Annotated in this window: 12 protein-coding genes, 1 other RNA gene and 2 pseudogenes; 13 read left to right on the forward strand and 2 right to left on the reverse strand. The window is 38.4% G+C overall.

The window, feature by feature from the left end:
• Nucleotides 1-12: 12 nt before the first annotated feature.
• From JCM9152_RS08735 to JCM9152_RS08780, 12 genes and pseudogenes are all read left to right on the forward strand, one after another.
• Nucleotides 13-911 (forward strand): annotated as a pseudogene (locus JCM9152_RS08735) (ABC transporter ATP-binding protein).
• Complete coding sequence (locus tag JCM9152_RS24010) at nucleotides 908-1129, forward strand: hypothetical protein (protein ID WP_369384545.1); 222 nt, start codon at nucleotides 908-910, stop codon at nucleotides 1127-1129. The pseudogene JCM9152_RS08735 and the gene JCM9152_RS24010 overlap by 4 nt, the downstream one beginning before the upstream one ends.
• A 20-nt stretch (nucleotides 1130-1149) precedes the next feature.
• On the forward strand, nucleotides 1150-2508 hold the full coding sequence (locus tag JCM9152_RS08740) for an ABC transporter permease (RefSeq protein ID WP_369384546.1): 1359 nt from the start codon (nucleotides 1150-1152) through the stop codon (nucleotides 2506-2508).
• 188 nt (nucleotides 2509-2696) lie between these two features.
• Nucleotides 2697-4970, forward strand: coding sequence for a DEAD/DEAH box helicase (locus tag JCM9152_RS08745; protein WP_035343289.1), 2274 nt, complete (start codon nucleotides 2697-2699; stop codon nucleotides 4968-4970).
• The gene (locus tag JCM9152_RS08750) at nucleotides 4970-6199 is read left to right on the forward strand and encodes a ribonuclease H-like domain-containing protein (protein ID WP_035343291.1); all 1230 of its coding nucleotides are present in this window, start codon (nucleotides 4970-4972) and stop codon (nucleotides 6197-6199) included. The genes JCM9152_RS08745 and JCM9152_RS08750 overlap by 1 nt, the downstream gene beginning before the upstream one ends.
• 387 nt (nucleotides 6200-6586) lie before the next feature.
• A complete protein-coding gene (locus JCM9152_RS08755) occupies nucleotides 6587-6937 on the forward strand; it encodes a spore coat protein (RefSeq protein ID WP_035343292.1) in 351 nt (116 codons plus the stop codon).
• A 63-nt stretch (nucleotides 6938-7000) separates the two neighbouring features.
• Nucleotides 7001-7579, forward strand: a complete 579-nt coding sequence (locus JCM9152_RS08760; protein ID WP_035343293.1) for an SLOG family protein — start codon at nucleotides 7001-7003, stop codon at nucleotides 7577-7579.
• Nucleotides 7580-7725: 146 nt separating this feature from the next.
• Nucleotides 7726-8025, forward strand: coding sequence for a cell division regulator GpsB (gene gpsB, locus JCM9152_RS08765; protein ID WP_035343489.1), 300 nt, complete (start codon nucleotides 7726-7728; stop codon nucleotides 8023-8025).
• Nucleotides 8026-8043: 18 nt separating this feature from the next.
• A complete protein-coding gene (locus JCM9152_RS08770; RefSeq protein WP_035343294.1) occupies nucleotides 8044-8442 on the forward strand; it encodes a reverse transcriptase-like protein in 399 nt (132 codons plus the stop codon).
• 64 nt (nucleotides 8443-8506) lie between these two features.
• Nucleotides 8507-8886: RNase P RNA component class B (gene rnpB / locus JCM9152_RS21810), an RNA gene on the forward strand.
• A 102-nt stretch (nucleotides 8887-8988) separates the two neighbouring features.
• Entirely contained in the window at nucleotides 8989-10125 is a 1137-nt protein-coding gene (locus JCM9152_RS08775; protein WP_035343295.1) for a THUMP domain-containing class I SAM-dependent RNA methyltransferase, read from the forward strand.
• A 154-nt stretch (nucleotides 10126-10279) separates the two neighbouring features.
• Nucleotides 10280-10549: a DUF2564 family protein gene (locus JCM9152_RS08780; protein WP_035343296.1), complete on the forward strand. Its 270-nt coding sequence runs from the start codon at nucleotides 10280-10282 to the stop codon at nucleotides 10547-10549.
• Between the two features lie 252 nt (nucleotides 10550-10801).
• On the opposite strand, the gene JCM9152_RS08785 is transcribed toward JCM9152_RS08780, so the two are convergent.
• Nucleotides 10802-11719 (reverse strand): alpha/beta hydrolase, encoded by a 918-nt coding sequence (locus JCM9152_RS08785; RefSeq protein ID WP_035343299.1) that lies wholly within the window; start codon nucleotides 11717-11719, stop codon nucleotides 10802-10804.
• A gap of 169 nt (nucleotides 11720-11888) precedes the next feature.
• Here JCM9152_RS08785 and JCM9152_RS24015 point away from each other — a divergent pair.
• Nucleotides 11889-12433, forward strand: a pseudogene (locus tag JCM9152_RS24015) (TetR/AcrR family transcriptional regulator).
• Between the two features lie 349 nt (nucleotides 12434-12782).
• Here the strand turns inward: JCM9152_RS24015 and JCM9152_RS21820 are convergent.
• The gene (locus JCM9152_RS21820) at nucleotides 12783-12923 is read right to left on the reverse strand and encodes a MerR family DNA-binding transcriptional regulator (RefSeq protein WP_081727958.1); all 141 of its coding nucleotides are present in this window, start codon (nucleotides 12921-12923) and stop codon (nucleotides 12783-12785) included.
• Nucleotides 12924-13097 lie beyond the last annotated feature (174 nt).

The raw sequence follows: 13097 nt of genomic DNA on the forward strand, positions 1-13097 counted from the left end.
AGGGGTAAGACAATGTCTGTTCTAAAAGCAAGTCATTTAACGAAACAATTTGGTTCCTTTCAAGCATTAAATGGAGTAAGCTTGAACTTGAGAAAGGGGAAATATACGGATTTATCGGTCCGAATGGTGCTGGTAAATCGACGACCATTCGGATTTTACTTGGGATGATTAAAGCCTCGTCAGGAAAGGCTCAGCTGTTTGGCATGGATGCATGGAAAGACGCAGTCGACATTCATAAAAGGCTTGCTTATGTACCTGGAGATGTGAATTTATGGCCCAATTTAACAGGTGGAGAAGTCATTGATTTCTTTATGAGGTTACACGGAAATGCTCACTCGCAGAGAAGAGAGCAACTGATTGAAAGGTTTCAGCTAGATCCAACTAAAAAATGTCGCGCTTATTCAAAGGGGAATCGTCAAAAAGTGGCTCTCATAGCTGCATTTGCATCAAATGCTGACTTGTTTATCCTTGATGAACCGACTTCTGGGTTAGATCCATTAATGGAAAGAGTATTCCAAGAATGTGTATTGGAAGCCAAGAGTGATGGAAAGAGTGTATTACTTTCAAGCCATATTCTATCTGAGGTTGAAAGGTTATGTGATAAGGTTGGAATTATTCGTCATGGGCAAATGATTGAAACAGGTACTCTTCAAGAACTACGACACTTAACTCGTACCCAGCTGTATATTGAAACAAAGAAACCGCTTGAACAAATGGATCAACTCGAAGGTATATATGAATTAAAACAACAAGAAGCTGGTCTATCTTTTCAAGTAGACGCGGAGAAGCTTGATGAGGTGATGTCTTACCTTAGTCATTATGGGATTAAACGATTGGAGAGCACCGCACCGACACTCGAAGATTTATTTTTGCGTCATTATGAGTCTGACGCGGAAGGAGTCGAATCATGATGAAAGCTGCTTTTCATCACATGAGTGATTTCGTTCGATTTATTGTAAAACGAGATCGAATACGAATACCGATTTGGTTGTTGGCCATTACAGTTTTTACGGTATTAACTGCATCTAGCTTCTCAGGGTTATATCAAACGGAAGAAGAACGACAAGCAATCGCTGAAACGATGCGCAACCCTGCTATGACAGCTATGGTTGGTCCAGGTTACGGATAGATAATTATACGGAAGGTGCCATGCTCGCACATCAAATGCTTTTGTTTTCAGCAGTAATCGTAGCCATTATGAGCATTTTATTGGTTGCGCGTCACACACGCTCAGATGAAGAGGAAGGGCGAATGGAGTTGTTACGTGCATTGCCAATTGGACGCTTATCAATCACTGGCGCTACATTAACCATTTATATATTTGTTCATCTTCTGTTAGCGATCCTTATGAGTATTGGTCTTACATCTTTACAAGTAGATCATATAAATTGGACTGGATCCTTGTTGTATGGGGCTTCATTAGGAGTAATAGGAATCTTTTTTGTTGCCCTTACAAGTTTGTTTGCTCAAGTGACTGAAAGTACGCGTGGGACAATCGGATTATCCTTTTTCACTTTATTTTTCTTTTATATGGTTCGCGCCATTGGGGATGTTAGCATAGAGTGGTTATCTTGGCTTTCACCACTAAATTGGATTTTACGTACGGAAGTATACGTAAATAATTATTGGTGGCCCGTTTTACTTTTATGCATCGTTGCTCTCTTTTTAATGATCATTTCACTTTATCTTAACATCATTCGTGATCTTGGTTCTGGATTTTTACCTACTAGGAAAGGTAACGCTCATGCAAGTTCGTACATGAGAAGTCCGTTAGCCCTTTCATTTCGTTTACAAAGAACGAGTATCATCGTATGGGCAATCGGAATGTTCGTTATCGGTCTATCATATGGCTCTATTTTCGGAGACTTAGAGTCGTTTATAGCTAGCAATGAACTGTTCGCGGAAATGTTAACGGCGTCTGATATAAGTTTAACAGAACAATTTATTACGATGCTTATGACCGTTATGTCGATGATTGCAACCGTTCCTGCTTTAATGATCATATTAAAGCTACGTGGAGAAGAAAAGAGAAATATGACAGAGGGGCTATTTGCTTATCCTATTTCGAGAATAAACATGGTCGCATCGTATACGATTCTATCGATCATTTGTAGTATCGCAATGTTGTTATTAGCTTGCAGTGGGTTATGGTTAGCACAATACTTTGTCATGGAAGAACCACTTAGATTAGGAGCGCTAATGCAAGCTATTTTCGTGTATATGCCCGCCATTCTAGCCATGCTAGCTATATCCGTTTTCTTCATCGGATTTATACCGAAAATGTCTTCAATGATTTGGCTTTATTTAGGCTATTCTTTTTTCGTCGTCTATTTAGGGGATTTATTACAATTTCCAACTTGGCTTAGCTCACTCTCACCATTTGGAGTGGTGCCAAAATTACCTGTTGAAGAAATGAACTGGGCAGTGACATTATTTCTTTGTCTTATCGCCATTGTGTTAAAAACCATTGGCTTTTTCCAATATCGCTCTCGTGATTTAGAAGGATAGAATATACACAGCGAAGAAAGAACCTTTCTTCGCTGTTTTTTGACTCACTTTCAAAAATGCTACTAGAATCGTATAACGTCTGTGCTCGATACGTAATCAACACATAATACAGCACATTTCTTCCGCTCACTCTTTTCATACAAACAAACATTCGCTATAATGAATAAATGAAACGAGGTGGAGGAGAAATGTTTAAAAAAAGTTTGCAGCAACTACTTGAAGAATTTCGAACAGAAGAAAACTATAAGCAACAAATTGTTCATTGGCATGAAATCGAAGAAGTAGAAGCAAGAACCGTTCCATTTCCTACTGAACTAGATACACGACTTGTCAACGCTTTGCAAAATAGAGGGATGACTACTTTATATACTCATCAATATGAAGCTTATCAAACAACACAAGAAAAGAAGCATTTTGTAGCTGTTACACCAACCGCTTCAGGTAAAACGCTCTGTTACAATTTACCCGTTCTACAAGAAATAACGAAAAATGATGAAAGTCGAGCATTATACCTTTTCCCTACGAAAGCATTAGCTCAAGATCAAATGAGTGAAATAAATGAATTGATTTCAGAAATGCAAATCCCGATAAAAAGCTATACATACGACGGGGATACACCACCAACTATTAGGCAAGCTGTCCGAAAGGCTGGACATGTCGTCATGACAAATCCTGACATGTTACACGCTGCCATTTTGCCTCACCATACGAAGTGGGTTTCTTTTTTTGAAAAGTTAAAGTATATCGTAATTGATGAACTTCATACTTACCGTGGTGTTTTCGGGAGTCATGTTGCAAATGTGATTAGGCGATTAAAGCGGATTGCTCATTACTACGGAAGTCGTCCAATATTCATTTGCACTTCTGCTACAATTGCTAACCCAAAAGAATTAGCAGAAGGTTTGATAGGGGAAACGGTTAAACTTATTAATAATAATGGCGCCCCAAGAGGGAAGAAGCACTTTATTTTCTATAACCCTCCTCTTATAAACGAACCATTAAACATACGCAAAAGTGCAACAGTCGAAGTCAATCAACTCGCTAAGCTCTTTCTAAACGAGGATATTCAAACGATTGTATTTGCTCGTAGCCGAGTTCGAGTTGAAATCATTTTAAGTCACTTACAGGAGCTAACCAAAAAAGAGCTTGGCCATCAATCGATCAGAGGCTACCGTGGTGGTTATTTACCGAAACAAAGACGTGAAATCGAAAAAGGATTACGCGAAGGCTCAATAAAAGGGGTAGTAAGTACAAATGCCCTTGAGTTAGGAGTTGATATTGGTCAACTGCAAGTTTGTATTATGACAGGATACCCTGGTTCAATCGCAAGTTCTTGGCAACAGGCAGGTCGAGCCGGAAGACGTCAAAATGAATCAGTCATCATTATGGTTGCTAGCTCGTCACCACTTGACCAATATATGATTTCAAATCCACAATACTTTTTTGAACGAAGTCCTGAATCAGCTCGCATTAACCCTGATAATTTAATTATCCTAGTCGATCATTTGAAGTGCGCTGCTTATGAGCTACCGTTTCAACGTGGCGAGCTATTTGATGGGAAAGATATAGAAGACATCCTTGATTTTTTAGCAGAGGAGCATGTGCTTCACCACCGTGCCAATAAATGGTATTGGATGTCCGATGCCTTTCCGACACACGGAATTAGCTTACGATCTGCCTCTCAGGAAAATGTCATTATCATTGACCAAACCGAAATGGGTGCTGAGAAGGTCATCGGTGAAATGGATCGATTCAGCGCAATGACTTTATTACATGACGAAGCGATTTATTTGCATGAAGGCGTCCAATTTCAAGTTGAACAGCTCGATTGGGATGAGAAGAAGGCATTTGTTACACAAGTAGCTGTCGACTATTTTACGGACGCTCATTTAGCTGTTCAATTACGCGTACTAGAAGAGGATGAAAAAAAGGTTGGAGTGAATACCTTTACGTATTTTGGTGATGTCATGGTCAATGCAAAGGCAACGATTTTCAAAAAGATTAAACTAACAACATTTGAAACAATTGGTTCTGGAACGATCCATCTTCCTGAGGAAGAATTACACACAAATGCGATGTGGATTCAATTTTCAGAGCAATTGTTCCTGCATTATTCAGAACAACGACTAGATGCCGTTCTAACCGGCTTAGCTCAACTCATTCAACATGTGGCTCCCGTATTTGTTATGTGTGATCAGCATGATTTACACGTCATCCCACAAATTAAGGCTGATCATAATCATTGTCCGACGATTTTTGTTTATGATCGGTACCCAGGTGGAATCGGATTATCTAAAGACGTTTTCACTAACTTACATACGATCTTGAATCATATAGCCCATGCTCTACACCGTTGTACTTGTCGTACTGGCTGCCCTTCTTGTATTGGAACAACAGACGATGAGCAGGTGAAATCGATCGTGATGCATTTTATTGATTTATTGTTAAGGGAGAGTTCGTAATGATGAAGGCAAAATTAAATCGTCTTAAAGGACATATGGGCTTTAAAGATGAACAGACTCCAAAGAAACCTGTTCACGCTGAACAAACGCCAACATTGACCATTCCTTTTGAGTCTGAATGGTCTGAATTCGACGTATACCCTTATTGGTTTGACGGACATTATATCCTCATTCGCGAAAAGGTTTACCCTTTAACAAAAAGACATGGACACTATCTATTCGAGCAGCTACGAGACGTTTTATTATTATGGGAGACACAACAAGTGACACATCCTCTTTCTACAAAAGGGATTAAAGAGAATCAGCTTCTGTTTTTTGATACAGAAACGACTGGTCTTAGTGGCGGTGCAGGGAATACAATCTTTTTACTTGGCTTTTGTCAATTTGACCATGAGTCTATTCGTGTTAAACAATATTTTTTACCTGGGCCTGAGTCTGAAGTCGCTCTATATCATGCATTTTTAACAGATATCGGTGATGACAAATATCTCGTTACATACAATGGTAAAGCTTTTGATTGGCCACAAGTTAAAACGAGGCACACATTTGTTCGCAATCAGGTACCCAAGCTTCCACCATTTGGACATTTCGATCTGTTGCATGCATCTCGCAGACTTTGGAAGAATGTCTTGCCCTCATGCAAACTAAAAATAGTGGAAGAAGAGGAGCTACACTTTTATCGTCAAGCTGATACTCCTAGTTACCTCGTTCCAATGTTATATTTTGATTTTTTACAAGATCCTAATCCTGAGTACGTTCGTTCTGTTTTTTTGCATCATGAGTGGGATGTTCTTTCCTTATTAAGTTTGTATATCCACCTCTCACAAAAAATCATTCAGCCTGAAAAATGGTCTACACATAAAGAAACATTTGAAATAGCACGCTGGTTTGACTCGTTCGGTGAGGTAAATCACGCAATTCAATTGTACGAAATGCTACTAAAAACGGGTGTCAAACTAGACGATGACATTAAACATAAGTGCTACTTTTCATACGGTCTATTATTAAAAAAGCAAAAGCGCCACGAAGAAGCGCTCTCTTATTTTAAAAAATGTGACCCTTCTCAGCCAAACTATAGTGTCGCCGCGATAGAAGCTGCAAAATTATTAGAGCACCAATTCAATGATTTTGAACAAGCTCTTTATTATAGTAAGCAAGTCAACATCCAATCACCTTCAGAAGTTGTGCAAAAGAGAATCAATCGTCTAACGAAGAAAATCATGCATTGATTAAACTATTTCCAGGGTAAGCGCAAAAAATGTGATAAATCAACAAATTCTTTCAAACAACACGTGAATTTTTGGTAAGTGTTTGTAAAAGTAAAAAAGCATTTGTCATTTTTCTTCGAACCTATTAAAATGAAATCGTTATAGACGTTAAGGTAGGAGAAGGTGAGAGCACATTGCATCGCGCATTGTTAATTTTATTTTTCGTTATGATTGGATTAACCTTTTTAATTATGTCAGACATTAGAGAAGCGACGTTATCATTCTTATAAAGAATAGGATGCCCATTTGAATATTTTTAGGCTCTTTAAATAGGTAACTGACTAGGACAATCGTCAGGGTTTTCACATAGGTTAATATTGACTCAACTAATAAAGGAGGAATTAACCTATGTATTGTAAGCCTAGACCACATGTTTGCAAGCTTCCAACCACAACTCAGGTGATGCCAGCACAAGTTGCACCTACGCAGCATAATATCGTGGAAAAGACGTGCGAATATATTGTTCCTGAAGTGTATCCTACTCATACTCATAATCAGGTAAACCATGTGTATAAGCATGTTAAGAGCTTCCCACACACTTACTCGCAAAGTGACGCCATTGCACATCAGCAATTTGTTGCAGGTGCTCAAACAGGACCGGGATTCGGACCAGGAATGGGCCAAGTTGCAGGTGCCCAAACAGGGCCGATGGGCATGGGACCAGGATTTGGACCAAAGGGATGCGGCTGCAAACGTTAAGTTAACAGAAAAGCGAACTGTTTACTGCCAGTTCGCTTTTCCTTATAAAGGTGTGAATGAACAATGAAGGTTGTGGCCATTTCAGGATATAAAGCACATGAGCTAGGTATTTTTGATTCTAACCATGTTGCGATTACATACATCAAAAAAGCAATTGAAAACAGGCTTAGACCATTATGCGAGCAAGGTTTAGAATGGGTGATCATTAGTGGCCAATTAGGTGTTGAGCTTTGGAGTGCTGAAGTCGTCTTTTCATTGAAACAAGAATACAAAGACTTACGGTTAGCCGTACTAACACCTTATTTAGAACAAGAAAGCCGCTGGAAGGAAGAAACGCAACAATATTATCAATCGATCTTGGACCGAGCCGATTTCAATGATAGTATTTCTAAGAGGCCTTATGATAACCCCATACAGCTTAAACAAAAGAATGAATTTATTTTATCTAAAGCTGATGGGATAATATTGTTTTATGACGAAGAAAACCCTGGCTCTCCGAGGTTCATGTTTGAATTGGCAAAGGAAATGACTGACCATGGTGATGTGGAATTAATCCAAATAACAGCGATGGATATGAATGAGCTCATTCAAGAAGAGCAATTTCTACATTCGTATAATCATGATGAACCATTTGAAAATTGACAAGAGATCGAATTTTTGAAAAAATAAAAAGTAGTTTATGTGAGGAACAAACCAATAAGTATTTAAATGATTTTTGTGAATAATGAGACAGATCGACCATACATATATAACGAGATATGAACATTGATAAAGATGGGGTGAAGACGATGAATCAAGAGTTAAAGTTTACAACAAAGGAAATTTTGGAAAAAGATTTTAAGACAAGCATGAGAGGCTACAATGCCGATGAGGTTGATAAATTTTTGGATGCTATTATACAAGATTACGAGGTTTTCAACAGAAAAATTAAAGAGCTTGAAGAAGAAAATGTCCATTTGAAGCGTGATTTGAAAAAAGCATCCGAACGGCAAAAGCAAGCACCAGCGCAACCGGTTGGAAGTACCAACTATGATATTTTACAAAGATTGTCTAATTTAGAAAAAGCCGTCTTTGGCAATAAATTATAGGTTTTTGAATCGAGCCAAATGATTGAAGTCTACATTGACGGTGCGAGTGCCGGTAATCCCGGTCCATCTGGGGCAGGTATATATATCAATTATAAAACGGGAAAAGTTGAACACCATTCTACATTTTTAGGAGAATTAACGAACCACGAAGCTGAATTTGAAGCATTGATCATTGCCCTCCGTTTATGCCGTGAACAAAACATCAAAACGGTTTCTTTTCGGACGGACTCTAAGTTGGTTGATGATGCTATTGAAAAAAAACACGTGAAAAACCCTCTATACGTACCGTATGTGAAAGAGGCTCTTGAACTTATTGATCATCATTTTGATCTATTTTTTCTAAAATGGATACCTAGTCGACAAAACCAACAAGCAGATCGATTAGCTAGACAAGCGATCATAAAAGGAAGGAAATAATTACATATTGCTTCCTTAACACTTTCACGATATAATGAAGATTGTCGCTTAAGACAATGTATAAGCATTCAGGTAATCGCTGCATATTTATATGTAGAGGAAAGTCCATGCTCGCACGAGCTGCGATGCTCGTAGTGTTCGTGCCTAGCGAAGTCATAAGCTAGGGTAGTCTTTATAAGACTAACGGCAAGGGAAGCACCTAAGTCAGCTGATATGGTGTGATACCTTTGAAAGTGCCACAGTGACGTAGTCCAGCTGGAAACAGGTGGAGTGGAACGCGGTAAACCCCTCGAGCGAGAAACCCAAAATTGGTAGGGGCATCTTCTCAATCGGAAATGAACGAAAGAGAAGAACAAGGGAATCCTTTGTAGATAGATGATTGCCACCGGAGTACGAGGTTCATCACCGTTTGTAGTACAATGGAACAGAACATGGCTTATCGAATGCTTATAAGATGAAAGAAAACCCCTTTATGGGGCTTTTTTTATAATAATTAATTTTGGAAATAATAGGAATTGAGTCGAATGATTAATAAAGGAGTTAATTATGAATAAAGTGACACTAATTGCCACTGCAACAATGGGCTTGGAAGCTTTAGTTGCAAGAGAAGTTCGTAATTTAGGATATGAAGATGTACAAGTAGAGAATGGAAAAGTAACATTTACTGCTGATGTATCAGCGATCCCTCGGGCTAATTTATGGCTACGAACAGCTGATCGTATCAAGCTACAAGTTGGTCAATTCAAAGCATACTCGTTTGATGAGCTTTTCGAAAAAACAAAAGCATTACCATGGGCTGACCTCATACCTGTACATGGAGAATTTCCCGTTATAGGGAAGTCTGTTAAGTCAAAGCTCTTTAGTGTTTCAGATTGTCAGGCGATTGTAAAAAAAGCAGTTGTTGAATCCATGAAGACGCGCTATAAGCGAGGTTGGTTTGATGAGAACGGTCCTTTTTATCGAATAGAAGTAGCACTTCACAAAGATGTAGCAACACTATCCATTGATACATCTGGAACTGGATTACATAAACGCGGTTATCGTTATTTACATAATGAAGCTCCGTTAAAAGAAACGTTAGCGGCTGCTATGATTATGCTAACAGCATGGAAGCCAGAACTACCACTCGTCGATCCATTTTGTGGTTCAGGGACGATCCCGATTGAAGCTGCTATGATCGGTCAAAATATTGCTCCAGGATTTAATCGTGAATTTGTATCTGAAGATTGGCATTGGATCGGGAAGAAAACATGGGATGCTGCCAGACAAGAAGTAGAAGATGTCGCGAATTATGATCAACCTCTTGATATTTTAGGTAGCGATATCGATCATCGAAGTGTTGAATTATCGAAAGGCAATGCGATGGAGGCTGGCTTTTCAGATCTTATTTCATTCAAGCAAATGCAAATTAAGGACTTCACACACTCAAAGGAATATGGGGTTATGATCGGAAATCCACCATACGGTGAACGTCTAATGGAACGTCCAGAGGTCGAGCAAATGTACAAAGATATGGGGAATGTATGTAACAGGTTAGAAACGTGGTCCATTTACATGCTAACCTCGCATGAAGGCTTTGAATCATTATTTGGCAAACAAGCATCAAAAAAACGTAAGCTATACAATGGAAATTTGAAAGTTGATTATTATCAATTTTTTGGACCGAGGCCTCCAAAATCCTAAAAATATGAATGATAAAAACAGTAGCTCCTATCGGCTATTGTTTTTATTTCACCTGTAGTTAACATAATATAATTATAATTAACTACGAACGTAAAAATGTGAATGTCCTTTCTAAAAATGGGTATATTAACATTGAATGAAAGGAGGATGCTTTATGGCTTCTGATCAAGACTATAATGACATTAAGCAAGTCGAAATGGCAATATTATCAGCAGAACATATGGTAGGGCAAGCAACTAGATCGATGGATGAGGAACAGCTCCAGTCAGCAACTGAAGCCATCTCAATAGCAAAGACGCAATTGCGTAATGCGGTTGCACACCAGACAGGGGTAGATCACACATTTTTAGAAATGGCCGATGAGTTAATTAATAAGGCCGATCATCAATTAATAGAAGCAATGAAAGATCGCCAATCAGAATAAAATTCAAAAAAAGGACATGACGAAAGTGTTATATGTAAAACTCCCTCGGGATGAAAATGCTTGACTCGTTGTTCGTTTGAACGAGAAACCCACTCGTATCATAAAGCTTTCAGTAAGTGTAATAATCGTATAAAGTGTTGTGTTTTACCTAATTTATCTTTGCACCAAAGTTTCTCTTCTAGGGTAGAACCAAACAACTGGCGACTGAAGGGGCTGTCTCAAAAGTAATTGAGACAGCCCCTGTTTACATTACTAAAGATTATCTTTATAGAAAGCACCTAATTTTTCAACGGCTTTCCTCACCGGCTCTGGTCTGTCGTACAGGTCATAGTGGCTTGCCCCTTCTATCACGAACAAATCTTTTTTCTCAGTAGCTGCTAAGTTATAAAGGTCATGACCGTCCTTGTAGGAACCAAACGCTCCTTGTACGCCACCGACAATGATTTGCAAAGGTTGAGTTAGCAAACTATCTGCCAAATGAAAAGCATCAAAGTCGATTATCGAGGCCACACTGGTGAACTTCAATTTGTTTGGAGCGTTAGGGTTCTGACCTCTTGATGTTCTGTAGTAATCAACCGCTCCTACAAGATCGATGTCAGTCATACCAGCTGCTTCTCTTTCTGAATGACTATTAGGAATCCATTGTGTAACCATAGGTTCGGCTCCACACGCTTCAGCAGTGCGTTGTTTAGCAACCTCCTCTAAAACTTTGATGGGATCGCCTTCACGATATCCACGACCGATATTCGCGCCAACGACTGTACCAACCGCTTTGATGCGACGCTCTGTCATTGCAGCATTTACAGCATATCCGCCTCCTGCACAAATACCTAACACACCAATACGATTTTCGTCGACATAATCTAGTGTAGTTAGGTAATCCACCGCACACCGAATATCCTCAACACGAGCCGCCGGATATTCAGCATAACGAGGCTTACCTTCACTTTCTCCTTGATAGGATGCATCGAATACAATCGTTACGTATCCTAGCTCAGCAAGTTTCTCCGCATAAATGCCCGCCGTTTGATCTTTACAACCGCTGCCCGGATGAACACAAATAATTGCTGGATTTTGTTTTTTTCCTTCAGCATGTTCAGGAGCATTTAAAATCGCTACTACTTGTAGCCCATGTGCATGAAATTTCACTTTCTTTTTAGTAACTGTCACAGTTCAAACCACCTTTATTTTTTCTTTGAAATACACTTCTGTGTATTATTAATCTTGTGTATATTTATGTTAAGGTGAAGGAGTAGTTAATTCAATAACCACATTACGCAATATGTGTGTTAATACACATATTGTTTTCATTGTGTACAAAATAAAGGAGGACTGCTGTTTGGATAAAATAGATCGAAGAATTTTAAAGTCTCGACAAGCTATTCAATCGACTTTTTTGCAACTGTTAGTTAAGGTAGGGTTTGACGAGATTACGGTTAAAAATCTTACAGAAAAAGCCGACATTGGTCGAAAAACATTCTATTTGCATTATATTGATAAATATGATCTGTTAGATAAGATTGTGGACGACCATATAGCACAATTGCGAGAAATATGTGATCAAAAACAAAACACAGGATTATAGAAGGTTCGATATTATGGTTTTCTTATTTTGAGCAGCATAAATCATTTTTTGCCGCGTTGTTTAAAAGTAAAGGTGCTTCATCATTTCGCAAAAAGCTATTGTTTTTTACTATGGAGGAAATAAATAAAAAGCTTAATGAGGATTCGCATCCGATTATTGATAAGCATATTTTTTTGAAGTTTTTAGGTTCGGCAACAATGGGAGTATTGGAATCTTATGTATTAGAAGAAGTAGATAGTGATATTGAAGCTGTAGCAACTCAAGTTGTGCAACTATATACAAAAGTTATTAAGACATAAATTATAAAAATCCATAAAAAATAAAGGAGAAAACCTTTATCCAACGATCGCGACCTTTTATGAAATAGCGATTTGTAACTTATCTAAAAAAGAGAATGACTCAAATAAAAAGGGCTATATGTTTAGCTTGGAACATATAGCCTATTTCAATATTCTATCAGCAAAGCCTTACTGAATGTGTGACATAGCTTCCTTAATAAATTTATAATCGCCCCATCAAATCCATATTGTAAAGGGCTACCTTGGTTTTCAGTATGGGAACGTGCGGCTCCTATTCCAATTTTTAAATACCCTACTGTTTGAGTGACATGATTTGTTGAAGATTAGCAATATCTGCTTCATTGTCAATTCAGTAACCTGAACTCAACCGGCGCGAAGGAGAGAGAAGCCGAATTTGATCATAATGGTGAAGTGTGCTCACTGTAAGCCCTGTTTGTTTTGCCAGTTCTCCTACTTTCTTTTCCAGTCTTTCTTTATTAACTGTGATCATCTTCCCCTCATCAATTACTTGCTAGTAACAAAATAGAACCATTCCAATATGGAAACGATTCATTTTATAGAGAACGAATTACTCGATTGTATTCCTCTTGTGCCTCTGTCTTACCCCGTCAAAATATAGTAATTATTTCCTGCAACTCAAAAAAGTTTAATAGTTATTTTTTAG

It is taken from the genome of Halalkalibacter hemicellulosilyticusJCM 9152, from assembly GCF_000513115.1.
Classification (GTDB): Bacteria; Bacillota; Bacilli; order Bacillales; family Bacillaceae_D; genus Halalkalibacter; species Halalkalibacter hemicellulosilyticus.